Origin of the sequence: Nocardioides houyundeii, from assembly GCF_002865585.1 — a bacterium.
GTDB classification, from domain to species: Bacteria; Actinomycetota; Actinomycetes; order Propionibacteriales; family Nocardioidaceae; genus Nocardioides; species Nocardioides houyundeii.
The window spans coordinates 329,446-353,317 of sequence record NZ_CP025581.1 but is presented as its reverse complement, the minus strand read 5'-3'; the positions used below and the strand labels follow the sequence as shown (position 1 = coordinate 353,317).

19 protein-coding genes and 1 pseudogene are annotated in these 23,872 nt (G+C 72.0%); 6 read left to right on the top strand and 14 right to left on the bottom strand.

The features are described 5' to 3' along the window. The first annotated feature begins 44 nt into the window (after window positions 1-44). The gene (locus C0R66_RS01725) at window positions 45-1,217 is read left to right on the top strand and encodes a PucR family transcriptional regulator (RefSeq protein WP_101523239.1); all 1,173 of its coding nucleotides are present in this window, start codon (window positions 45-47) and stop codon (window positions 1,215-1,217) included. Here the strand turns inward: C0R66_RS01725 and C0R66_RS01720 are convergent. The 6 genes from C0R66_RS01720 to C0R66_RS01695 are packed head-to-tail and all read right to left on the bottom strand — an operon-like array spanning window position 1,189 to window position 10,154. Further along, the gene (locus C0R66_RS01720; RefSeq protein WP_101523238.1) at window positions 1,189-3,498 is read right to left on the bottom strand and encodes a GNAT family N-acetyltransferase; all 2,310 of its coding nucleotides are present in this window, start codon (window positions 3,496-3,498) and stop codon (window positions 1,189-1,191) included. The two genes, C0R66_RS01725 and C0R66_RS01720, sit on opposite strands and share 29 nt — an antisense overlap. Continuing rightward, window positions 3,495-5,282 carry an IucA/IucC family protein gene (locus C0R66_RS01715; protein WP_101523237.1) on the bottom strand — a complete coding sequence of 596 codons (1,788 nt, stop codon included), beginning with the start codon at window positions 5,280-5,282 and terminating at the stop codon, window positions 3,495-3,497. The genes C0R66_RS01720 and C0R66_RS01715 overlap by 4 nt, the downstream gene beginning before the upstream one ends. Further along, window positions 5,279-5,830: a GNAT family N-acetyltransferase gene (locus C0R66_RS01710; RefSeq protein ID WP_101523236.1), complete on the bottom strand. Its 552-nt coding sequence runs from the start codon at window positions 5,828-5,830 to the stop codon at window positions 5,279-5,281. Before C0R66_RS01710 ends, C0R66_RS01715 begins: the two co-directional genes overlap by 4 nt. Next, a complete protein-coding gene (locus C0R66_RS01705) occupies window positions 5,827-7,113 on the bottom strand; it encodes a lysine N(6)-hydroxylase/L-ornithine N(5)-oxygenase family protein (RefSeq protein WP_101523235.1) in 1,287 nt (428 codons plus the stop codon). The genes C0R66_RS01710 and C0R66_RS01705 overlap by 4 nt, the downstream gene beginning before the upstream one ends. Beyond that, window positions 7,110-8,609 carry a pyridoxal phosphate-dependent decarboxylase family protein gene (locus C0R66_RS01700; RefSeq protein WP_101523234.1) on the bottom strand — a complete coding sequence of 500 codons (1,500 nt, stop codon included), beginning with the start codon at window positions 8,607-8,609 and terminating at the stop codon, window positions 7,110-7,112. Before C0R66_RS01700 ends, C0R66_RS01705 begins: the two co-directional genes overlap by 4 nt. Window positions 8,610-8,648: 39 nt before the next feature. Next, entirely contained in the window at window positions 8,649-10,154 is a 1,506-nt protein-coding gene (locus C0R66_RS01695; protein WP_101523233.1) for an amidohydrolase, read from the bottom strand. A gap of 113 nt (window positions 10,155-10,267) precedes the next feature. On the opposite strand from C0R66_RS01695, the gene C0R66_RS01690 reads away from it, so the two are divergent. After that, window positions 10,268-12,052, top strand: a complete 1,785-nt coding sequence (locus tag C0R66_RS01690; RefSeq protein WP_101523232.1) for a thiamine pyrophosphate-requiring protein — start codon at window positions 10,268-10,270, stop codon at window positions 12,050-12,052. On the opposite strand, the gene C0R66_RS01685 is transcribed toward C0R66_RS01690, so the two are convergent. Further along, a complete protein-coding gene (locus C0R66_RS01685; RefSeq protein ID WP_240311783.1) occupies window positions 12,037-12,849 on the bottom strand; it encodes an alpha/beta fold hydrolase in 813 nt (270 codons plus the stop codon). The genes C0R66_RS01690 and C0R66_RS01685 overlap by 16 nt on opposite strands. Before the next feature lie 42 nt (window positions 12,850-12,891). Here C0R66_RS01685 and C0R66_RS01680 point away from each other — a divergent pair, with 42 nt between their 5' ends. After that, a complete protein-coding gene (locus tag C0R66_RS01680) occupies window positions 12,892-14,220 on the top strand; it encodes a condensation domain-containing protein (RefSeq protein WP_101523230.1) in 1,329 nt (442 codons plus the stop codon). An 18-nt stretch (window positions 14,221-14,238) separates the two neighbouring features. Here C0R66_RS01680 and C0R66_RS01675 read toward each other — a convergent pair whose 3' ends face one another. Both C0R66_RS01675 and glnT read right to left on the bottom strand, forming a co-directional pair. Next, the gene (locus tag C0R66_RS01675; protein WP_101523229.1) at window positions 14,239-15,231 is read right to left on the bottom strand and encodes an alpha/beta fold hydrolase; all 993 of its coding nucleotides are present in this window, start codon (window positions 15,229-15,231) and stop codon (window positions 14,239-14,241) included. A gap of 17 nt (window positions 15,232-15,248) precedes the next feature. Then, window positions 15,249-16,465: pseudogene (gene glnT, locus C0R66_RS01670) on the bottom strand (type III glutamate--ammonia ligase). 279 nt (window positions 16,466-16,744) lie between these two features. On the opposite strand from glnT, the gene C0R66_RS01665 reads away from it, so the two are divergent. Both C0R66_RS01665 and C0R66_RS01660 read left to right on the top strand, forming a co-directional pair. Further along, entirely contained in the window at window positions 16,745-17,464 is a 720-nt protein-coding gene (locus C0R66_RS01665) for a TetR/AcrR family transcriptional regulator (protein WP_101523228.1), read from the top strand. A gap of 111 nt (window positions 17,465-17,575) precedes the next feature. Next, on the top strand, window positions 17,576-18,883 hold the full coding sequence (locus C0R66_RS01660; RefSeq protein WP_101523227.1) for an ammonium transporter: 1,308 nt from the start codon (window positions 17,576-17,578) through the stop codon (window positions 18,881-18,883). 10 nt (window positions 18,884-18,893) lie between these two features. Here C0R66_RS01660 and C0R66_RS01655 read toward each other — a convergent pair whose 3' ends face one another. From C0R66_RS01655 to C0R66_RS01645, 3 genes are all read right to left on the bottom strand, one after another. Then, entirely contained in the window at window positions 18,894-19,211 is a 318-nt protein-coding gene (locus tag C0R66_RS01655) for a hypothetical protein (RefSeq protein ID WP_158647833.1), read from the bottom strand. A 93-nt stretch (window positions 19,212-19,304) separates the two neighbouring features. Further along, a complete protein-coding gene (locus tag C0R66_RS01650; protein WP_158647832.1) occupies window positions 19,305-20,162 on the bottom strand; it encodes a sensor histidine kinase in 858 nt (285 codons plus the stop codon). 74 nt (window positions 20,163-20,236) lie between these two features. After that, window positions 20,237-20,941 carry a hypothetical protein gene (locus C0R66_RS01645; RefSeq protein WP_158647831.1) on the bottom strand — a complete coding sequence of 235 codons (705 nt, stop codon included), beginning with the start codon at window positions 20,939-20,941 and terminating at the stop codon, window positions 20,237-20,239. 358 nt (window positions 20,942-21,299) lie between these two features. On the opposite strand from C0R66_RS01645, the gene C0R66_RS01640 reads away from it, so the two are divergent. Beyond that, the gene (locus tag C0R66_RS01640) at window positions 21,300-22,298 is read left to right on the top strand and encodes an AraC family transcriptional regulator (RefSeq protein ID WP_158647830.1); all 999 of its coding nucleotides are present in this window, start codon (window positions 21,300-21,302) and stop codon (window positions 22,296-22,298) included. 122 nt (window positions 22,299-22,420) lie between these two features. Here the strand turns inward: C0R66_RS01640 and C0R66_RS01635 are convergent, their stop codons facing one another. Continuing rightward, window positions 22,421-23,473, bottom strand: a complete 1,053-nt coding sequence (locus tag C0R66_RS01635) for a HEPN domain-containing protein (protein ID WP_158647829.1) — start codon at window positions 23,471-23,473, stop codon at window positions 22,421-22,423. Further along, window positions 23,470-23,865, bottom strand: coding sequence for a hypothetical protein (locus C0R66_RS01630; protein ID WP_101523221.1), 396 nt, complete (start codon window positions 23,863-23,865; stop codon window positions 23,470-23,472). Before C0R66_RS01630 ends, C0R66_RS01635 begins: the two co-directional genes overlap by 4 nt. Window positions 23,866-23,872 lie beyond the last annotated feature (7 nt).

Sequence of the window (23,872 nt, the reverse complement as noted above, 5' to 3'; positions counted from 1 at the left end):
CACATTTGTTCGCTCATGATGAAACCAGCCTTGAGGGAGTCCCGATGCCCCGACATAACGCCCGGACGGCAGCGAACCACGGACTCGACCTCAGCGGCGCCGAGGTCGCGGTGATGCGGAGCCGCCTGCCCCGCGTCGCCGATGCGGCCGTCCAAGCCATCATCGCCGAGGTTCCCACTTATGCTAATGCGCTCTCCGGCGCCATGGGCGAGAACATCCGGAACGCCGTGCAGCTGGCCCTGGGCGGGTTCATCCAGCTGGCCTCGCGCCGCAACTCCGACGGCACCCGGCCCACCGCCCCGGCGATGGAGGGCGCCTACCAGCTGGGCCGCGGCGAGGCCCGCTCCGGGCGCAGCATGGAGTCGCTGCTCGCCGCTTACCGGGTGGGGGCGCGGGTCTCCTGGAACGAGATGTCGGCCGGCCTGCTCGCCGACGGGGTGGACGCCGAGACCCTGGCGAAGTTCGCCGGACTGGTCTTCGCCTACATCGACCAGCTCTCCGCCTCCAGCGTCTCCGGGCACAGCGACGAGGCCGCGACGTCCGGTCGGGTGCGGGAGCGGATGCGCGAGGCGCTGGCGCTGGCGCTGCTGCGCGGGGAGGAGACCGAGGCGCTGGCCCGGGCCGCCACGCGCGCCGACTGGGAGCTCCCCCAGACGCTGACCGCGGTGCTCGTCCCCGAGGCCCACCTGCGCCAGGTCCGGGACCTGCTCGACCCGCGCACCCTGACGGTCACCGACCCCGCGTCCGTCGACGACGACTCGGTGCTGCTGGTGCCGGACGCCCTCCGGGCGGTGCTGCTGCGCAGCGCCACGGGCCACCCGGCCGTGGTCGGTCCGGCCCGGCCCTGGGACCAGGTGCGGACGTCGTACCTGCGGGCGCGGCGGGGCCTGGAGCTGTCCGGCCCGGTCAGCGACACCGAGTCCCACCTGGCCGAGCTGGTGGTGAGCGCCGACGCCGAGGCGGCCGCCGACCTGCGCGTCCGGGTCCTGGCGCCGCTGGCCGAGCTGACCCCGGCGGCCCGCGACAAGCTGACCGAGACGCTGCGGCTCTGGCTGCTGCACCAGGGACGGCGCGAGGCGGTGGCGGCCGCCCTCTTCGTGCACGGTCAGACGGTCCGCTACCGGGTGGGCCAGCTCCGAGAGGTGTACGGCGACCTGCTGGAGGACCCCGACTTCGTGCGCGACGCGGTCATCGCCTTGGCGGTGCCCCCGCGCTGAGCCACCAGTCTCTCGTCAGGAACGCGAACTGCGCCTGCTTCCCCGGCAGCTGCACCACCGGGCCCAGGGTCGCGCCCAGCCGGCGCAGCAGGGCGATGGACCTGTCGTTGGCCACGTCCGGCTCGAGCACCACCCGGTTCACCTGCGGGTCGGTGAACACGCCCGCCATCAGGAACGCCATCAGCGCCGGGGTCTGACCCGCGCGCGCGGCGTCGTCGGCGAGGAAGAGGTGCACCCCGAGGTCACCGGGCCGGCGCTGGTAGAACTCCCCGATCTCGTCGACCGCGGGGTCGTAGGTCTGGAAGATCCCGATCGGCACGCCGTCGCTGCGCACCAGGCTGGCGCTCAGGTGCGGCTGGTCGGCGATGTAGGCGTAGATCTCCCCGACCTCCGCCGGCGTCCGCTCGGCCATCCCCCAGAACTCCGCGCGGGGCGCAGTCACCCAGCGGTGGATCAGCTCGGCGTCGCGAGCCGGGTCCACCGGAGCGAGGGTGAAGGGCTCGACCGGCAGCAGCGTCCCGGCCGCCCAGACCGGCACCTGCGAAGCCTCGGGCATCGCCCAGCGGCTGCGGCTCCGTCCCGCCAGGTCCCACACGTAGCGCGCCACCGGCCCGCGGGCGACCAGCTCGGAGCCCGGGGCCCAGCCGGTGGCCGCGACGCAGTCGGTGTCCCCGGAGAGCGGGGTGCCGTCGTGGACGAACCGGTGCCGCTCGCCCCAGGTGCCCGACGGCGGGTCGCCCGCGACGTCGTCGACCGCCGTGGCCAGCAGGGCCGGGAGGTCCACGTCGAGCAGGCGGCGTACGTCGTCGGGGCGGCGCAGCAGGTGCGGCAGCGCGGTGGCGACCCGCACCCCGAGGTGGAACCAGGGCGCGTGCAGGACGCCGTACGGGCAGGGCTCGCGCAGCGGCGCCAACGCCGGCGACGCGCAGACCAGCTCGACCAGCCGGGCACGCACCGCCGCGAAGAGCGCCGCCTCTGTGCTGTCGGCCGCCATCCGGCCGTCCCAGGCCCGCAGCCGGGCGACGACGGGTGAGGACGAGTCCGGGAGCGCGTCCAGCAGCGAGCGCCACGCCAGCTGGAGGTCGTCGGTGAGCACCTCGGCCGCGCGGGTCGCGTCCCAGCCGTCGCCGGCCAGCAGCTCGGTGATCCGGTCCCGGCGGAACGGCGCGGCGAAGTCCTCGGTCAGCACGGCGAAGGAGTCGTCGCGCCGGTCGTTGGCGGTGACCAGCACGTCGTCCGGTCCGCCCTCGATCCGGGGCAGCGGGGGGTCCCCCGCCATCCGGCCGGCGACCTTGTGCAGCAGCCGGCCGCCGGTGTCGGCGACGATCCAGTTGTTCACCGGCTCCACCCAGGCCTCCAGGGCGCTCTCCACGTCGGCGACGGAACGGGCGCGCAGCAGCGGCAGCAGGGCCCCGAAGCCGAGATCTCCGGCCGACCAGGCGGGAGTCCACAGCGCCCACGCCTCCTTGCCGGCGGCGTCGTGCACCACGACGGGCCCGTGGGCGGTGGTGGCGATCTCGACCGGCACCGGGTCGGCCCCGGCGACCTCGACCAGCTCGGTACGCCGCTCGAGCACCGCCTCGCCCGTGACCTGCCGGAGCTCCTGGTGGTCGGCCATCGCGTTGGTGACCGCCCACGCCACCTCGCCGGCGTGGCCGAAGTGCTGCACCCCGGGCACGCCGGGGAAGGCGAGGCCCGCGACGTCGAGCTCGTCGCAGACCAGCCGCACCTGCATGTAGACGCCCGGGGACTCGAAGATGCGGTGCGGGTCGCCGGCGATGATCGGCAGCCCCGAGCCGGTCCGGCCGCCCCCGATCACGAACGCGTTGCTGCCGTTCGGCATCCCTTCGCGCCGGAAGAGGTCCTTGACTGCCGTGCCGAGGTGCCGCTCGACGTGGTGGCGCCACAGCACGCTCGGGTAGTTGGCGAAGTGGATGTGCTGGACCAGGAAGACCGCCAGCGGGGTCCACGGCTGCCACTCAGTGAGCCCGGCCGCCCGCACCCCGTCGACGTACCCCCGGACGAACTCCTGCGTCTCCGCGTCGAGGCCTGAGAACGCCCGTTCGGCGAGCTCGGCGATCCCGGCGCGGCGGGCGAAGGCGTCCCACTCCACCCCGGACTGCCCGACGACGGAGGCGAGACGTCCCTCGCCGTGCAGCCGCTCCCGCTCCAGCTGCTCCCCGCGCGCCTCGACGGTCACCCGGCCCTGCTCGAAGGCGAGCTCGGCCACCGACCCGCCGCGCACGTGCGGGACCCCCCAGGGGTCGCGCCACACGCTCACCGGTCCGCTCCTGCCGGGGAGACCGCCGCGACGGGCTTGGCAGCCGGATTCTCCAGGGTGCCGGCAAAGATCAGCGACTCCGACTGGTCGGCCAGGTCGACCATGGCCAGGGTGTTGCGCAGCTGGAGCCGGTTCAGACAGCTGTGCCGGAACTCCTCCCGGGTCAGGTCGTGCCGGGCGACGGCGTCGGCGAGCTCGGGGTGGTCGGCCGCGTGGTCGTCGAGGCAGCGGCGCACCTCGGCCCAGAAGTCGGCGTCGGAGAGCACCCCGTCCTCGTCGAGGATCGCTGCGACGTAGCGCAGCACCCCGTCGAAGACGTCGGTGTGGATGGCCAGGGCCTGGACGTCGGCGGGCACCTGGGCGCGGATCCGCTCCACCTCGGGCGGCAGCGGGGCGTCACCCATCACCGCCACCTCCTCGCCGATGTCCTTCATGATCGTGCGCACCACGACGTGGTCGCGGAGCACCAGCACCAGGTTCTCCCCGTGCGGCATGAACGCCAGGTCGTGGGCGACCAGGCAGTGCACCAGCGGGCGCAGGTAGGCCCGCAGCCAGGACCGCACCCAGGTTGCCGGGTCCAGGCCGGACGCGGCGACCAGGGCGGCCACGTGCGAGGCGCCGACGGCGTCGCGGTGCAGCAGGGAGGCCATGGTGGCCAGCCGCTCGCCGGGTGCCAGCCGCGGCACCGGGCTCTCCCGCCACAGTGCGGCCACCATCTTGCGGTACGGCGAGGGTGTGGCGAGCGCGTGGAAGGCGTCCCCGGTCCAGCCGATGGCGGCGTGCTCGCGGAGCACGGTGAACCCGCACTCGCCCAGCGTCGCGTCGCCGGCGACCAGGTCGGCCACGAGGTCGTTGACCGCCGGGGTGGCGGCCATGTACGCCGGAGAGAGTCCGCGCAGGAAGCCCATGTTCTGGATCGCCAGGGCGGTCTTCACGTACGAGCGCTCCGGGTGCTCGCGCGGGAAGAAGGTGCGGATCGACTGCTGGGCCCGGAACGCGCCGGGCCCCTCCCCCAGCAGCACCAGGTCGCGGCGGGCCACCGAGGGGGCGAAGGAGATCGCCACCCGGTTGACCCACTGCCACGGGTGCACCGGGAGGTAGAGGTAGCCGGCCGGGTCCAGGCCGAGCTCGCGCAGCCGGTCCTCGAACTCCGCGACGGTCTCCGCCCCGAGCTCGCGCAGGTAGTGGGTGCGCTCGTCGACGTCACGGGCCAGGGACAGCCGGGCCTGGTCCCGGCGTACCGCCAGCCACAGCAGCCGGACGTCACTCCCGGTCTCCGGGGCGTACGCCGCGTAGTCGTCGGCGCCGAACCCGATCCGGCCGTTGTTGGCCAGGAACGCGGGGTGGCCCTCGGTCATCGCGGCCTCGATCTGCTGGTAGTCCGCGTGCACCAGCTCGGCGGCGGTGAGCGTGCCGTGCGCCAGCTTCCAGGTGGCCGCGGCCAGGGTGCTGGCCAGCTCCTCCAGGTAGGTCGGCAGCAGGGCGTCCGGGATGCCCAGCACCCCGGCGAGCTCCACCACCAGCTCCTGGACGTCGAGCGCGGCCGGCTCGCCGTCGACGGTGCGGGTCACGCTCTGCTCGTCGATCACCCAGTGCTCCAGGGGGTGCACCCGGGCGGTGAACGAGTACGCCGAGCGCCCGCCGGGGGTCTCCAGCAGGTAGCCGTCGCCGACGGCCCGCGGGGCGAGCAGCCGCTCGTGGGAGAACTCCGAGATCGCCTTGGCCATCAGGTGGCGCTGGGCCCGCTCCAGCAGCTCGGGGGTGAGGTGCTCGTCGTACCTCATGCGGCACCGCCCTGCCCGGCGCGGCCCAGGCGGGAGGCGGCGAAGTCGGCGCGGTCGCAGACGCTGAGCGCGGCGACCTTGTCGCTGAGCTGGACGTGCCGCAGCACCCGGAAGCCGGCGGCGGCGTTGAGCGCCGCGATCTTGTCGTTGCGGACGTCGGGCTCGACCACCACCCGCGGCGCGTCGGCCAGGATGGAGGCGACGGCCGCGCGCATCACCACGGAGGTGAAGCCGGGCACGGGCGAGTCGGTGGGCGCCACCAGCAGGTGCATCCCGACGTCGCCGGGCTCCAGCTCGGGCAGTTCGGCCAGCTGGGGGTGGTGGCGCGGGTCGTAGCGCTCGAGGAGGAACTGCGGCTCCCCGGCGGCGCGTCCCAGCAGGGCGTGGTGGTGCGGGTCCTCGGCGATCCGGGCGTACTCGCCCGCCACGTCGGCCACCGAGGCGTCCTGCATCCCCCAGTAGACCGAGCGCGGGTGGGTGACCCAGCGGTGCAGCAGGCCCAGGTCGCGCTCCAGGTCGAGCGGCTCCATGGTGAGTCTCGGGCTCATCGGGCCACCTCCGTCAGCCGCAGCCGGTCCGGGACGCCGAACTCCTGGAAGGCGATCCGCTTCTCCACCGGATAGACCTCGCGGCCCAGCATCGCCGCGATGATCACGGAGTTGCGCATCGCGCCCATCCCCAGGTCGGGGGCGACGAAGCCGTGGGTGTGCTCCTCGCCGTTCTGCACGAAGATCTCGCGGCCCTCGTGGTCCACGGAGAAGGTGGCGCTGGCCAGGTAGCGGCCCCGGTCGTCGAGCCGGAGCCGGTCGCGGACGGGCGCTAGGAACGCCGGCACTCCTGCGGCGTAGCCGGTGGCGAGCACCACCGAGTCGGTGCGCAACGCGAACTCCTCCTCGGTCTCGGTGTGCCGCAGGCCCAGCCGCCAGCCGGCACCGTCACGGGTGGCGCCGGTGACCTCGGTGGCGGTGAGCAGCGTGGTGTCGAGGTCGTCGTCCAGGGAGCGAGCGTAGAGCGCGTCGTGGATGGCGTCGATCGTCTCGGCGCTGATCCCCTTGGACAGCGCCGCCTGGCCGGCCTGCACCCGGGCCCGGGTCTGCGCCGGGAGTCCCTGGAAGTGCGCCGACCACTCCGGGGAGGTCAGCTCCAGGGTGAGCTTGGTGTACTCCATCGGGAAGAAGCGCGGGCTGCGCGTCACCCAGCTCAGCGCGTAGCCGTGGGCGGGCTGGTCGGCCAGCAGGTCGGCGTACACCTCGGCGGCGGACTGGCCGCTGCCGACCACGGTGATCGACCCGGTGGCCTGGAGCTCGGCCTTGCGGTGCAGGTAGTCGGAGGAGTGGATGCCGACGTTCTCGAGACCGGCAGGCACCCGGGGCGCGGTGCCGGTGCCGAGCACCAGGCGGCGGCCGCGGAACACCTCGCCGGTCGCGGCGGTCACGACGTACGCCGTCCCGTCGTGCTCGACCGCGGTGACCGAGCGGCCGAAGAGGACCGCGGGCAGCTCGTCGGCGACCCAGCGGCAGTAGCGGTTGTACTCCCGGCGCAGCGGTAGGAAGTTCTCCCGGATGTAGAACTGGTAGAGCCGGCCGGTCTCCTTGAGGAACGCCAGGAAGGAGAACCGGGAGGTGGGGTCGGCCAGGGTCACCAGGTCGGCCAGGAACGGCACCTGCAGGGTGGCCTGGGGCAGCATCATCCCGCCGTGCCAGTCGAAGGCGTCGCGGGCCTCGAGGAAGACGCCGTCCAGCTCCGCGATCGGCTCGGTGAGCGCGGCCAGGCCGAGGTTGAACGGGCCCACGCCGACGGCGACGAAGTCGTGCAGTCGGTCCCGGGTCATCGACCAGCCTCCACCAGGTGCAGGTCGCGGCCCGCGAGGCCGCCGGTGCGGGGCGAGGGGATGCGTTCGAGCAGCAGCGCCTCGCCGGCCTCGCGGACCCGGGCGAGGACACCGAGGATGTCCGCGGGCGTGGCCATCGGGTTGAGCAGGGTGAGCTTGAGGTAGGTGCGGCCGGCGACCTTGGTGGCCGCGACCATCGCCTGGCCGCCGGAGTAGAGCCGGGCCCGGATCCGGGTGTTGAGCTGGTCGGTCTCGGCGTCGGCGAGCCCGGCGGGGCGGTAGCGGAAGACCACGGTGGAGAGCTGGGGCTCGGCGGCGAGCTCGAGCTCACCGGACCCGGCGACCGCCTGGGCCGCCTGGTCGGCCAGGTCGATGGCGGCGTCGAACCAGTCGCCGACGGTGTCGGCGCCCATGGTGCGCAGCGTCATCCAGAGCTTGAGGGCGTCGAAGCGCCGCGTGGTCTGCATGGACTTGTCCACCTGGTTGGGGTGGGCGGCGTCCTTGGGGTTGAGGTAGTCGGCGTGCCAGGTGACGTGCCGCAGGGTGGCGGCGTCGCGCACCACCAGCGCGCTGGCCGAGACCGGTTGGAACCAGGTCTTGTGGAAGTCCACGGTCACCGAGTCGGCGTGCTCGATGCCGGCCAGCAGGTGCCGGCGGGTCCGGGAGGCGAGCAGCCCCCCGCCGTACGCCGCGTCGACGTGCAGCCAGGCACCGTGCGCGCCGGCCAGGGCGGCGATCTCGGGCAGCGGGTCCAGCGCGCCGAAGTCGGTGGTGCCGGCGGTGGCGACCACCGCCATCACGACGTCGCCGTCGGCCGCGGCGGTGTCCAGGGCGCGGGCGAGCGCCGCCGGGTCCATCCGGCGCTGGGCGTCGGTGGCGACGGCCACGACCGCGGCGTCGCCGAGCCCGAGCAGCCGCGCGGCCTTGCCGACGCTGAAGTGGGCCTCGGCGGAGGCGAGGATGCGCAGCCGGCCCTGGGACGTCCCGGCGAGCGCGTGGTCCCGGGCCAGCAGCAGCGCCTGGAGGTTGGACTGGGTGCCGCCGCTGGTGAAGATGCCGTCGGCGTCGGGGGCGGCGGCGCCGTAGATGCGTCCGGCGGTCCAGTCGACCAGGTGCCGCTCGATGAAGGTGGCGCCCACGCTCTGGTCGAAGGTGTCCAGGGAGGCGTTGACGGAGCTGATCAGCACCTCGGCGAGCAGCGCCGGGATGGCGACGGGGCAGTTGAGGTGCGCGGCGTACGTCGGCTCGTGGAACCAGACCGTGTCGCAGAGCCAGAGCCGGGAGAGCTCCTCCAGCGCCGCGGCGCTGTCACCGAGGGGGGCGTCCAGGTCGACCGCCGCGACCTGGGCCGCGGCGTCGCGGGCGTCGCACCCGGTGGCCGGGCGGCCGCCGCGGTCCAGGTGGGCCGCGACCGTCTCGGCGCCGGCGCGGACGCTGTCCAGGTAGGCCGCGGCGTTGCGGGGGTGGAAGAGGTGCTGCAGGGGTGGAGGGGTCACCGAGCTGACCTTCCGCGAGGGAGTTAGGTAAGGCTTACCTTAGGGGTAGACCCGCCGTCCCGCTACCCATGTCCCAGCGACCCGCTCCCCCATCCCGCGCAGGTGCGCGGCGACCTCGGTGGGCGAGCCCAGCTCGGCCAGCGGGTCCACCTCGAGCAGCACCAGGTCGCCCGGGTGCCCGGGTGCCACGACGCCCAGACCGTCGGTGGAGGCGGCCAGCGCCTCCCGCGCGGTGATCGACTGCTCGGGGTGCCAGGGCTCCCGCTCGTCCGCGGTCCGGTGCACCGCGGCGGCCATCGCCAGCCAGGGGTCGAGCTGGGCCACCGGGGCGTCGGAGCCCATCGCCAGCCGCACCCCGTCGTCGAGCATCCAGCGCAGGGCGAAGCACCGGTCACCGCGCCCGGGCCAGAGCCGCTCGCTCACGTCCCGGTCGTCGAGCAGGTGGGCCGGCTGCACGCTGGCCACCACGCCCAGGGCCGCCATCCGGGTCACGTCCTCGCGGCGCACCAGCTGGGCGTGCTCGACGGTGCCGCGGGCGCCGGTGGCCTCGAAGGCGTCGAGCACCTCGGCCACCGCCTGGTCGCCGATGGCGTGCACCGCCACCTCGAGCCCGTGCTCGGTGGCCCGGGCCAGCAGCTCGCGCAGCTCCTCGGTGCTCTGGTTGGGGTTGCCGAGCGGGAAGCCCAGCGGCGACGGGCCGACGTACGGCTCGCAGCACCAGGCGGTCTTGGTGTTCAGCGAGCCGTCGCTGATGATCTTCAGCGGTCCCATCCGGATCAGGTCGTCGCAGTCGGGCAGGGGGTCGCCGGTGCGCAGACCTGCCGCGATCACCTCGTCGAGCCCGTCGGCGTAGGTGGCCATCCGCACCCGCAGGGTGTCGGCGCCGCCGCGGCGGCGCTCCACCCACTCCCGGAAGCCCCCGGAGAACTCGAAGTCGGTGACCCCCACGACGCCGAGGCGGGCGGCCCCGTCGAAGGTACGGCGGTAGGCGTCGGGGCCGCTGCCGTCGTCGCCGATCACCGTGGCGAGCCGGCCGTAGGCGCGGAACCACTCGGCCTCGGAGACCACGCCCTCGCGCACCGGCAGCGCCAGGGTGACCAGTGCGGTGGTGTTGAGCCAGCCGTGGTGACCGTCGCCGGCGATCAGGATGATCGGCTGGTCGGTGTCGATGGCGTCAAGCATGGAGACCACCGGCTCCTCCGGCCACGCGGTGGACCGGTGCCCCCACCCGATGACGGGCCGGTCCGGCCACTCATCCAGGCGCTCGCGCACCATCCGCACCGCGTCGGCCGCGGAGCGGGCCGGGCTGAGGTCCAGGCGGCTGCTGGCCAGCGTCCACTGGGCCAGGTGCACGTGGTGGTCCCAGAGCCCGGGGATCACCCATCCCCCGCCACCGTCGACGACCTCGGCGTCCTCGACCGCCAGGCCGGGACCGACCTCGGTCACCTCGCCGCCGCGGATCCGGATGTCGACGGGGGCGTCGGGCACGACATCGCCGGCACGCACGGGCACCAGCCGTACGTCGCGCATCAGCAGGTGGTCCATGCGCGAACCCTAGGCGCCGACTCCGGCGCTGCGCGAAGGCCCCGCATGAGGCCCGCGTCCGGTGGGCACGTGGGTGCTCGGCGAGCAGGAGGAGAAGGCGATGCGAGGACGACGTGGCTGAGCAGCGGCTGGTGGCCGACCTGGTCGTGGAGCGGCTGCGCGCGTGGGGGGTCGGCCGGCTCTTCGGCTACTCCGGCGACGGCATCAACCCGGTGATGGGGGCGCTGCGCCGGGCCGGCGGTGACCCGGAGTTCGTGCAGGCCCGGCACGAGGAGAACGCCGCGCTGATGGCGGTGGGGCACGCCAAGTACACCGGCGAGGTCGGAGTGATGATCAGCACCCAGGGTCCGGGCGCCGTCCACCTGCTCAACGGGCTGTACGACGCCAAGCTCGACCACCAGCCGGTCGTCGCGATCGTGGGTCAGCAACCGACCACCGCCCTGGGGGCGGAGTACCAGCAGGAGATCGACCTCAGCAGCCTGTTCAAAGACGTCGCGGCGCAGTACGTGCAGGCGGTGCTGGCACCCGAGCAGGCCGCCATGGTCATCGATCGCGCCTTCCGCACCGCGCTGGCCACCCGCTCGCCGTGCGTGGTGATCCTGCCCCACGACATCCAGGTGGAGCCCGCGCCCGAGGACCTGCCGCACGAGCACGGCGTGGTGCCGACCGTGCCGCAGTGGCGCCCGCCCCGGGTGCTGCCCGCCGAGCACGACCTGGCGGAGGCCGCTGCGGTGCTCAACGCCGGGCAGCGGGTCGCGCTGCTGGTGGGCCAGGGGGCGCGCGACGCCGGCGACCAGGTCCGCGCGGTCGCGGAGCGGCTCGGCGCCGGGGTGACCACGAGCCTGCTCGGCAAGCCGTGGTGGGACGAGACGCTGCCCACCAGCTGCGGGGTGATGGGCCACCTGGGCACCACCGCGTCCGGGTGGCTGCTGGACCAGTGCGACACCCTGCTCATCGTCGGCAGCAACGACCCCTGGACAGAGTTCTATCCCGCGCCGGGACAGGCCCGCGGCGTGCAGGTGGACATCGACGGCCGCCACCTGGGCAACCGCTACCCCGTCGAGGTGGGCCTGGTGGGCGACGCCGCCGAGACGCTCGAGGCGCTGCTGCCGCTGCTGGAGGAGGAACGCGACCCCGTGTGGGGCGAGCGCGTCACCGAACAGGTGGTGCGCTGGCACGAGATCGCCGCGGAGCGCGCCAACGCCGACGCCCACCCGCTCAGTCCCGAGCGGGTGGTGCGCGCCCTGTCCTCCCGGTTGCCCGCGGACGCTCAGGTGGCCGTGGACGTCGGGTCCATCACCTACTGGTACGCCCGGCACCTCACCCTGCCACCCGGCGTGCCGGCCCACCTGTCCTCGACGCTGGCGTCGATGGGGTCGGGCCTGCCCTACGGCATCGCGGCCAAGCTGGCCGCCCCGGACCGGCCGGTGGTGGCGCTGGTCGGCGACGGCGCGATGCAGATGAACGGCATCGCCGAGCTGGTCACCGTCGCGCACCGCTGGCGCGACTGGGCGGACCCGCGGTTCGTGGTGCTGGTGCTGCACAACGACGAGCTCGCCGAGGTGACCTGGGAGCAGCGCGAGACCGAGGGCGACCCGCGCTTCGACGCCAGCCAGACGCTGCCGGACTTTCCCTACGCCCGGTACGCCGACCTGCTCGGCCTCACCGGCATCCGGGTGGAGCGCCCCGAGGAGCTGGACTCGGCTTGGGACCGGGCGCTGGCCGCCGACCGACCGGTGGTGCTGGAGGCGATCGTGGACCCCGACGTACCGCTGCTGCCGCCGTTCCCGGGCGGGGAGGAAAAGCTGGAGAGCTTCCGCAGGGGGCTTGACCAGGAGGAGGACGGCGAGCACGCCCGCGCGCTGCTCGACGAGCAGGCACGTCAGGAGAGTGAATGAGGATCTCCTGAGCGCGTCCCGTGCCGGGACTGCACCTGCTCGTGCAGCAGCCCTGGCCACCGGGCGACGTCTTCCGGCGCGCTCGCCAGCACCAGCCGGCTCCCCCGCACCAGCGAGACCAGCTCCTCCGCGGTGCTCTGCGGGTGCGAGGGGTCGTCGGTCCAGGCCAGCACCGTGGTCGGCACGGCAATCCGGGCCACGGCGTCGCGGGGTGGCAGGTCGGTGAGCGCCGCGCCGCGGAACAGGGTGGAGAGCATCTCCTTCGGCACGTCGGGCACCGTGCGCGGCGTACCGACCGTCGCCGGCGGCAGAGCGACCGCGGCTCCCACCGCGACGAACGCCTCGAACCCCTCGCGGTCCACCAGGTCAGCGGCCTCCAGGTAGTCCGCAGACTTGGCCGTGCGCGTCTCCCACGCCGTGGGCGGCACCACCAGAGTCAGCGCGGAGAACCGGTCAGGTCGCCGGGTGATCGCGTGCAGCAGGGTGCCGCACCCCATGGACGGCCCGACCCCGTGCACCGCCTCCCCGGGGAACACGTGGTCCAGGAGCCGCAGCAGGTCGTCGGCAAGCGCCTCCCACCGGTAGTCCTGCGGCACCTTCCGTCCGGTGGACCGACCGTGCCCGCGTGCGTCGTAGCGCAGCAGTCGGGTGCCGCTGAGCCCCAGGCCGAGGTCCAGGTCGAGCAGCCGGTCCCGGTACCGGCTGGAGGTGAGGCCGTGCAGCTGGACGACGGGGGCGCCGCCCTCGTCGCTGAGCTCCCAGTCGAGCTCGGCGTGGGGCACGGTGAGTCTGGGCAAGCCGGGGCTCCTGTCCGTGACGGGAGACCTAGGGTACGGCTCATGCGCCTGACCAACATCGCTCATCTTCGGCTGCCCTTCGGTCGGTTGCGCACCTATGAGCTGTCGGTCGTGCCCACCGACCGCGCCCTGCCCGTCTCGTTCGACCAGCGACGACACGTCGGGGCCGGTGACCGCGAGGGGTCGTGGATGGCCCTCTCCTTCCGGCTCCCCTCCGCCAGGCCGGTCCACGAGGTGGAGGCGGCCTGGCGGGCGGTCCTGCTCCGGCACGGCACGCTGCGCTCGGTCTTCTCCCCCGGCCCTGACGGCCCCGAGCTGCACGCGACCGCCGTCGGCGAGGGCCGGTGGGCCGACCACCGGATCGGTCCTGGGCAGGCGGTGAACGACGCGCTGCGCGAGCTCCTCGACGCCGCGTGCCGCCCCTGCTCCGCGCCGTCGCACCGGCTCTCCCTGCTGGAGACGGCGGACGGTCAGACCGTGGTGGTGGCCGCCGACCACGCGCATGTCGACATGTGGTCGATGCTGGTGATCGCCCGGGACCTGCTCAGCGCCCTGGACGCCGTACGGCTGGGCCACGAGCCGTTCGCGGGACTGCCCGCCCCGCCGCCCTTCGCCGACCACACGGCCGCACTGCGGGCCATGGAGCCGGCGCCGGCGGAGGTGCGTGAGCGCTGGCGCAGCGCCCTCGAGGAGTCGGGCGGGGTGATGCCGCGGTTCCCGATGTCGCTCGGCGAGGACGACGGCATGCACTGGGAGCGGGTCGAGGTCCGCGACGTGCTGGACGTGGACGGGAGCGCCTCGCTGGACGCCCTGGCCGCTGGGCTCGGCGTCTCGGCGTTGGCCGTGGTCGTCGCCGCGATGACCCGGGTCACGCGGGTGCTGGCCGACGAGCCGCTGCGCGCGGTCTTCCCGGTGCACAGTCGCTACGAGCCCACGTGGCACGACTCGGTGGGCTGGTTCATCACCAACTCGGTGCTCTGCAGCGACGACCCGGACCCCCGCGCCGCCGCGGCCGCGGTCAAGGACGCGGTCCGGCTTGGCTCCTGGCCGTTGGAGGACGTGCTCTCGCCCTGGGGCGGGATGCCCGAGGCCCCGGGCATGTTCGCGATCTCCTGGCTCGACCTGCGGCGACTGCCGGTCAGGGTCGATGCCACCGGGCTGGAGGCGCAGTACGTCGGCGCCTCCATCCGCACCGACGGGGTGATGCTCTGGTTCGTGCTGGACGAGTCGGGACTGCACCTGCGCTGTCGCTACCCCGACACCGACGAGGCGCGCCGCAACGTCGGTCGGTGGCTGGACCTGCTCGTCGCCGAGCTGCGCCGGGAGGTCCAGGACGTCTCGGGAGGTCCGCTCGAGGACGCCACCCCATAGCCCGCGGCCTGCTGCGCCTCAGGCTCGGTGCAGCAGGTCGCGGACTGCTCCGGCGACGACCGCCGTCTCCGCCTCCCGCACGCCGGGGCGACCGGCCACGTGACCCAGGTCGGAGACCAGCGGCCGGAGCTCGGCGCCGGGCACCAGGTCGGCCTCGATCCGGGAGTCGGCGAGGGTGAAGTACTGGTCGGTGGTCGAGGGCATCACGATGCTCCGCGCGGTGATGGAACCGAGCGCGGCTTCGTAACCACCGGGACGTCCGCGCCCGACGTCCCCGGACTGCCAGGTGTCCATCATCGCCAGCAGGTCTCCGGCGTCGCGGCCCTCGTGGTCGCGGGCCCAGTCCTCGAGTACGGCGTCCACGTCTGCGTAGCCGAGCGCCTGGTAGGCGCGGTCGTGGAAGAAGTCGCGGGAGTAGGCCCACCCGGCGTACACCGTGCCGAAGGCGCGCAGCCCCGCGACCGGCGGTACGTCGTACGCCCCACCGGCGAACGCGGGGTCGGCCCGGAGCGCCGCCCGGGCGCCCTCGAGGAAGACGTGGTTGTGCGGGGAGCAGCGGGCCGCCCCGGCGATCGCCAGCAGCGCGTCCACGTCGCCGGGGTGGGAAACCGCCCACTCGTAGGCCTGCATGGCGCCCATCGACCAGCCCATCACCAGCCGCAGCCGCCGGACGCCGAGGTGGTCCAGCAACAGCCGCTGGGCTCGCACCTGGTCGCGCACGGTGACCAGCGGGAAGCGCGGGCCGCGCACCTCGGGGTCCGCGTTGGACGGGGAGGTGGAGAGGCCGTTGCCGAGCATGTCGACCACGACCACGAACCAGCGGTCGGTGTCGAGGACCCGGCCGGGACCGATCCACGGCAGGTAGCTGTCGTGGGTCCCGGTGTAGTACGACGGCACCAGGACGACGTTGTCGCCGTCCGGGGCCAGCGTGCCGTGGGTGGCGTAGACCAACCGCCCGGGCAGGCTCGCGCCGGACTCGAGCGCGAGCCTGCCCAGGTCGAAGGTGTCCATCCCCTCAGCGTGCGGCATCAGAAGAACTTGAGGTAGCGCTCGGTCTCCCACGCCGAGACGTGCGAGGCGTAGGACTCCCACTCGCCGCGCTTGAGGTCGATGAAGGAGTTGTAGAGCGCCTCCCCGAAGACCTCGCGGGACAGCGAGTCGGCCTCGAACTCGTCGATCGCCTCGGAGAGGTTGCGGGGCAGCATCCCGATGCCGAGCTCGGCGATCTGGGCGTCGGAGTAGTCGTACATGTTCTCCCGGTGCGGGGCGCCGGGGTCGAGGTGCTCGCGGACCCCTTCCAGGCCGGCGGCCAGCAGCATGGCGGCACCCAGGTAGGGGTTGCAGCTGATGTCGGCGGCGCGGCACTCCACGCGGCCCCGGCGGACGGGACGCGGATCATGTTGGTGCGGTTGTTGTCGCCGTAGCTGACGAAGACCGGCGCCCAGGTGGAGCCGGACGTGGAGCCCTTGCGGACCAGTCGCTTGTAGCTGTTGACGGTGGGGGCGATGACCGCGCTGATCGCCTTGGCGTGGCGCAGGATGCCGGCGATGAAGTGGTAGCCGATCTCGGAGACGCCGACCCCGTGCGGGTCGTCGCCCTCGGCGAAGAGGTTGGCGCCGGTGTCCAGGTCGGCCAGCGACATGTTGAAGTGCGCGCCGGAGCCGGTGCGGTCGGCGAATGGCTTGGCCATGAAGGAGGCGAAGTGGCCGTGCTTGCGGGCGATCTCGCCGGCCATCAGCCGGAAGAACGCGACGCGGTCGGCCATGGTGAGGGCGTCGGCGTACATGAAGTCGATCTCGAACTGGCCGCGGGCGTCCTCGTGGTCGAAGGAGTAGACGTCCCAGCCGAGCTCGTCCATCGCCTCCACCAGCTCGGTGAGCCAACCGAAGTTGTCCAGGGTGGTGGTCAGGTCGTAGCAGGGCTTCTCGGCGGTGTCGCGGTCGGAGACCTCGGTGGGCCCGTCCGGGCCGTCGTCGAGCACGAAGAACTCGGTCTCGATGCCGAGGTTGAACTTCAGGCCGAGCTCGGCGGCGGCGGCGATCTGGCGCTGCAAGATGTGCCGGGAGCCGGCCTCGAACGGCTTGCCCTCGGTGTAGAGGGTGGAGGGGAAGTAGGCGACGTCCTTCTTCCACGGCAGCACGAAGGCCCGGTCGAGGTCGGGCTGGGCGGAGACCTCCTCGTCGTTGATCTCCTGCGGTACGCCGTCCACCGCCGCGCCGGTGAAGAGCTCGGAGCCGCCGGCCATGTTGGCCAGGTGGGCGATGGGGACGACCTTGCCCTTGAGGCGCCCGTGCACGTCGCTGAAGCCGGCCAGCGCGTAGCGCACGCCGGCGGCCTCGAGCCGGCCCTGGACCTCGGCGACGTCGGTCTCGGCGGGGGTCACACTGGTGGTGTCGGTGGCGCTCATCGTGGTCCTCCTGGGATACGGTTTCAATGGCTCATCGAAAGAGTGCTCTCGACACGTTTCGATGGCACATCGAAATTGTTGCGGGCTCGTTAACTCTGCGAATCGATCGGAGATGCCATGACCAGGACGTCCACCAAAGACTCCCCGGCCCAGCCGCGCGCGGTGGGGCGCCCCCGGCGTACCGGTGCCGCGGGCGGGGACCCGCGGCAGGAGATCCTGGACGCCGCCGCCCGGCTCTTCGCCGAGCGGGGGTACGCCGCGACGACGATGACCGAGGTGGCCCGGACCGTGGGGCTGGGGCAGTCCTCGGTCTACTACTGGTTCTCCTCCAAGGAGGAGCTGCTGCGGGCGCTGGTCAGCGCCAACCGCGAGTCCCTGGAGGTCGCCGAGCGACTCTCCGGCGGAGCCACTCCCCCGGCGGTGCACCTGTATGCGGTGCTGCACACCGACGTGCTGCAGATGTGCCGCGGCGCCCTGGACTTCTACGACCTGGAGCGGGTGGCACGCTCCCAGCCCGAGACCTTCGCGGAGATCCTCGACGACTACGGCCGGTTGCGCGCGGCGCTGGAGGAGATCGTGGCCGCCGGCATCGCCTCGGGCGACTTCGTCGCTGCCGACGCCCGGATCGCGGTGGTCGCCTGCCTGGCGCAGACCGAGGGCGTCCAGCACCGCTTCCGCACCCCCACCCCGGACGCCGCTGACCGACCGGCGGCCCTCGCGGATGCTCCCGCTGCCGCGCGACTGGCGGCCGCGACGGCGCTGCGGGCCCTGCTGGCCGACCCCTCCTTAGCGCCCGAGGTGGAGGCTGCAGCGCTGGCGGAGCTCGGCGAGGTTTAACAGGACGGAAACAGATTCGATGCGTTATTGAAAACTGGCAGTCCCACGCTTTCAATAACGCATCGAATTCCGGGTGCGCATCCCACTCCCGACCTCCGGAGGCGCACCGCCATGGACTCCACGACTGCCGGCAACACCGCCTGGCTGCTCACCGCGATCATCGCGGTGATCCTGATGCTGCCCGGGCTCGTCCTCTTCTACGGCGGCATGGTCTCGCGCCGCACCACGACCAACATGATGATGATGGTCTTCGGGTCGTTCGCCCTGACCGCCTTCATCTGGGTGGCCTACGGCTACTCGGTCGTCTTCGGCGACTCGGTCGGCGGCGCCGGGATCATCGGCAACCCGCTCGAGCACGCAGGGATGGGGTCGCTGCTGGTCGCCGAGGAAGGGGCAGGGCTCCCGCCGCTGGGCCTGGCCACCATCCACCTGGGCTTCGCCGGCCTGACCATCGGCATCGTCGCCGGGGCGGCGGCGGACCGGATGAAGTTCGGCGCCTGGATGGTGTTCGCCGCGATCTGGGTGACGCTGTGCTACCTGCCGGTGGCGCACTGGACGTTCGCCTTCGACGCCGAGGGCTACACCGGCGGCTGGCTGGCCAACGTGCTCGGCGCGGTCGACTACGCCGGGTCCACCCCGATCCACGTCAACTCCGGCATCGCGGCGCTCGCCCTGGCCATCGTGCTCGGGCGGCGGCGTACCTGGCCGGTGCAGCCCAAGGCGCACAACCTGCCGATGGTCATCGTGGGCGTGGGCCTGCTGCTCACCGGCTGGCTCGGCTTCGACGGCTCCGCGCTGGGCGCGGCCGACAACGACGCCGCGGTCGCCATCTTCAACACCCTGGCCGCCGCGTGCGCCGGCGCCTGCGCCTGGTTGGTGGTGGAGAAGCTGCGCGACGACCACGCCACCACGCTGGGCGCCTGCTCGGGCGCGATCGCCGCCCTGGTCGCCATCACCCCGTCGTGCGGCACGGTCTCCCCGATCGGCTCGATGGCGATCGGCATCCTGGCCGCGGTCGTGTGCTACTTCGCGGTGAGCCTGAAGCACCGCTTCGGGTACGACGACGCGCTCGACGTGGTCGCCCTGCACCTGGTCGGCGGCATCGTCGGGGCACTGGCCATCGGCTTCCTCGGCCACCCCGACTCCCCCATCGGCCAGGCCGGCCTGCTGTACGGCGGCGGGATCGACCTGCTCGGCAAGCAGGCCCTGGCGCTGCTGGCCACCTGCGCCTGGACCTTCACCATGACCTTCCTGATCGCCACCGTGCTGCAGCGCACCATCGGGATCCGGGTCTCCGACGAGGACGAGCGGGTCGGTCTGGACTCGGCACTGCACGCGGAGAACGCCTACGAGGACACCGGCGAGCTGGCGCACCAGCCGCGCGGGCACGCGGAGCAGCAGCACTACCTGGAGGTGTGAGGAATCCGGCTCAGCCCCCGAGGTGAAGGCGAACGCCGAGGCCTTCCGGGAGCAGAGCGAGCAGCGTCCCCGCGCCGAGCACGAGGAGCAGCACATGCGCAGGAGGCAGGACGGCGTCGCCGGAGCCGGGCATTCCCACGACGATGTCCAGCAGTGTGCCGCCCGTGGTCGCGACGACCGCCATGATGACGCTGAGGCGCGCCTCGAAGCAGTCGCGGAACCACATGGCGGTTGCCCCGAGTGCAGCGACGACGAGCACGGAGACCTCCAGCACCGCCGCGATGGTGCTGGCAGCCCGGATGGCGCAGAAGGCCAGGACGACAGCCAAGAGCCAAGTGGAGACAGCGGCCGATCGCACCGCGCGCCTGCTGGGCAGTGCATCGCGGGAACCCGCGTCGTCCGGGCGTCGGATCACGGACACCTACACGCTGCTCGGCCGTAGCGGGACCCGGACCGTCACGCCGGTTCCTCGGTCGGGAAGGCTGGCGAGGGTGACGGCGCCGCCGTGGGCTTCCACGATCTGCCGGGTGATCGAGAGCCCCACCCCGAGGCCCTGGATCGCCCGGTCGCGTGCCGTCGTGGTGCGGTAGAAGGGCTCGAAGGCTCGCTCCTGCTCGGCCCGCGACATCCCGATGCCGGTGTCCACGACGCGGAGGGTGAGCGCGTCGTCCCAGCACTCCAGAGCCACCTCGATCTCTCCGTCGGCGGGGGTGTACTTGATGGCGTTGGAGACCAAGTGATCGACCACCTGCTGCCACGCGTCGGGGTCCAGGTGGGCGGTCACGGGCGTCTGCACCTCGGCGGTCAGGGCGATGCCGGCGTCCGACGCACTGCCCTGGTGCCTGGCCACCACGTCCCGCACGAGGGCGGCGACGTCGACGGGTCGCGGCTGGATCGGCGGTCCGTCCGCCCCCGAGACCTGCAGGAGCTGGGAGACCCTGGACAGCAGCACGCCGGCGTTGCGCTGGGCGATCGCGAGCATGGGGCCGATCCGGTGGTCTTGCGGGTCGAGCTCGTCGACGATCAGCTCCTGGTATCCCATGATGGCGGTCAGCGGCGTCCGCAGCTCGTGGGAGACGGTGGTGAGGAACTCCTCCCGCACCCTGACCGCCTCGAGACTCGCGGTCACGTCCCAGCCCACCACGACGGCGCCAAGCCGGTCACCGTTTCGGCGATGCATCTGCCGCGCCGAGAGCGTCACCGCCACCTGGTCCTCGGGAGGCCCGAGCCAGTAGGTCTGCGACGGCACATCCTCGCCTGCCTTCGCACGGCTCAACACGCCCTGGCCCTCGGGCACCGGGGTCGCCCGGTCGTCGCAGTAGAAGTGGAGCGGTCGACCGTCCCAGGGCCCGGTCAGTCGCGCCCCGCCCGGGCGGCGAGTGCGTGAGCAGAGGAGTTCTCCAGGATCACCTCGCCGTCCTCGTCGTATCCCACGATGGCCGCGTCGACCGAGTCGAGGATGGCCTGCACCAGGAGGAGCCGGTCGTGGGCGAGCTCCAGGGTGCTCTCCAGCAGCGCTGCCTGCTCTGCCATCACCTTGCCCTTCTCCCGCAGCCGTTCCGTCACGTGCTGGGCACCGAGGCACAGGCTCACGGCGACCATGAGCGGCATGACTGCCTGCGCCCAAGCCACGCTCGTGGCGGGGAGATAGGGATCTCTCAGGTAGTCGACGTACTGCAGCGCCGCGACGGAGAAGACGGCCAGCGCCGTACCGGTCCGCCCGAACTCGAAGACGAGCCACAGGGCGGGGAAGAGTCCCAGCAGCACCACGGAGGGCATCACCTCGACGGTGTCGATCTCCATCAACGCCACGGCGACCATGGACGTCAACGGCATGAGGGCCTGCCAGCGGCGCGCCAGTGCGGTCCAGGGGACGACACCGCAGGCGAACGTCACCGCCGCCATCAGCGCCAGGCCGACCACCGTGGTCGCCGAGGCGTGGGGCGCCGGTCTGCCGAGCATGAGACCGGCTCCCGCGACTGCCGTGAGGCACAGGGTGGGCAGCTGCCACACCAGCGGCGGTGGCAGTCGTACGTCGGAGCGTGGCATCAGTTTCATAGCCGTGGCACTAGTCCCCTGCCCTTTCGGTGGACGATCCAGGTCGAGTCGGCTCGCTGCAGCGGACGATATGTCGGCCGTAGCGGATCCGGTCCGGCGTGCGCGGCTCCCTGCCCGAGGCCGCGCTCTCGGTACAGGAGCATGCGCACATCGGACAGCGATCCCGTCGGACCAGCCGCTCCCGGCGGTACGCCGCTGCAGCACCGACGGACCGACACGCCGCGGGCATGGGGCATGAATGCCAGCCCGGGGGGTAACCCTTGTGCGTGGCCCACCGGTTCTGGACCCCTGCACTGGGGATGAGCAAGCTGCCCACCCGAGCGCGCGGCGAAGTCGCGCGTCGCGTGGGCGGCCTGTGATGCCTGCGACCGAGCTCGGACCCCCGAGTGGGATCCACCCGGACGCCACCTTCCAGACGACCGATCCCGAAGAGGCCGAGGCCGCCGTCGCCTCGAGGTACCAGGTGTCCACCCGGCTGGTGCTGCCCAGCCAGGCCCAGCCGGAGTTCCACCTGAATCTGACCGAGGCCAAGTTCGCATCGTCGATGGTCGGGGTGCTGTCGTTCGGCTCGGCGGCCCGGGTGGTCACCGACGCCACCAGCGGCTTTCACATCAACTTGACCCTCCAGGGTCGGGCCACCGGAGCGGCCAACGGCGGCGAGGCCCAGGCTGCGGTCGCCGGCGAGGGACTGGTCTACGAACCGGGCACGGTCACCAACGCGTACTGGTTCCGCGGTTGCCGGGTGCTGACTCTGTTCCTGTCCCAGTGGGCCATCGAACACCAGCTGGAGTCGCTCCTCGGGCACAGCCTCCGCGGGCCGCTGCGTCCAGAGGCCAAGGCCGAGGCCAACGGGTTGGCGCGGGCCCTCGTCCCGGCTGTGCAGCTGGCACTCATGCACCTGGACCGTGGCACAGCGCCGACCGCGCTGGTGCAACGCCACGTCGAGGCGCTCGTCGTCAACAGCTTCCTGCTCACCCACCGCCACCGGTACAGCGATGAGCTCGACCGACCGGGGCCGACGTCTCCCAGGTCAGCCATCGAGCGAGCCGCGCACCTGCTCGAGGAGCGTCCGGAACACCCATGGACGACAGTCACCCTGGCGAGCGAGGTGCATCTCAGCGTCCGGGCGTTGCAGGACGGGTTCAAGCGCCACTACGACACTCCACCGATGACCTACCTGCGCGGCGTACGACTCCGCGGGGCGCACGCAGCCCTGGTCGCGGCGTCGCCGGGAGAGACGACCGTGCAGGAGGTGGCGCTACGCCACGGGATCCTGCATCCGGGGCGCTTCTCGATCGCCTACCGCAAGGAGTACGGCGAGACCCCTTCCGCGACGATGTCGCGTCCGGTGTCCTGAGCTGGGCCTAAGGCGTACGCCGCTCGGCGAGAGTCCTCGCCGAGCGTCACTTCACCCACTATGCTCCACAGTCCGTCCGGCCACTGGAAGCCCGGCATTGGGCGAAGCGAGCTGCCCCGCCGCTACTCAGCTATGCGCCGAGCATTGTCCGGAAGCAGACACAGTCGACTGCGCCCGGATAGTGGGGCGGAAAGCCGCAGCCCGGCAGACGAGCCCTGCTCAGCCACCTTCACGGTGGCGTTATTCACCTGGATCTCCTTTACGACGGCGGCCGATACCCGATCACTCCTGATGATGGCGACTACCCGCCCGGTTGCGACTTCTTGTGGCAGGGTCAGGTACCCGGCGACCTCGCGGCGAAAGACTCTGTCTGGACGTCCCAGGCTCCCGAATTCGATGATCGCCCCCTCCGCCAAGATCACGCGCAACGTCGCCGATGCCGCTGACGCGTAAAGCGCTTCAGCGAATGCCTCGATAACGGCAACATACGAGCCCAGCAATTCGAAGGAGAGGAGATCTGACGTAATCCCGTGAGCGAGGGCATTCCGCCGCTCCGCCAAGTCATTGATGACGAAGACTGGATCCCCCTCGTCCGGGAAGTGCGCCGCCATGGCATCAGTCAGATGACTGGATGTCCGTGTTGACGCCACATCAAGACCGGCTCTAGCAAACAGCGACTTGATGAGTTCCCAGCGAAAATTCGCGGTATGCCTTGAGAACACACCCGTCGCGAGAGGGATAGGGGTAGTTCGCTTGAGCGTTCCGTACAGGCCCGCCGCTAACTCCTCCTCCGTCACGCTTCCGGAGTAGCGTTCGGCTGCCATGGCGGTCAGCACCTCAGCGCTCAAGATTGAGTACTGTCGGAGAACGCCTCCAGGTAGACCGGCGTACGACTGGCAACAAGCGATGTACGTCTCGACGGAATCTTCGATCAGCCGCTCGACGTACTGCTCAAGGGCGCCATACAGGCCAACCAAGATTCCACTGTTGGTGAACCCTCTTGTGTCCGCCTTCCCTGGTGCGTTGCGCTGGAAGGCCTCGATCTGTCGATCGGCGGCATACCGTCGAGCGTGGGGTCGGCGCCAAGATCGAAGTGCGTCTACCGACTCGGCGAGTTCGAGGTTTCTGCGGAGTAGAGCTGTGCGCGCATACAACTCGATCAGGTTGGACCTCATTCGCTCGGAACGTATCGCCCATGCTCGACAACCGACTCCACGAGCCTCCCGAGCAGCATGTCTCGTTCACGCAAATTCGTCATGTTGGTGGTCCGCGCGTCGAAGGCTTGCACGTGGTGCTGGTAAAAAACGGGCATCGCTGCCCGGAAATCTTCGGCATGCCTCCGGAGTTCGGCTGCTCGGTGCAGGTTCTGGCTGAATACGTACATAACCGCGTCGTAGGCAGAGGTAGTTGGACGGGCGAGCCAGTTCCACTGGTTGTGCCTGAAGCGCCATAACCAGAAAGCTTTTTCGCCGAGAACTTCGCGCACGAGGGCTATGGTCTCTTCGAAGAGGGTCGCTAGGTCGTCACGCGTCGATTCAGGAAAGCTGTTCCCCTGTTTGAGGTACATGTCGAGG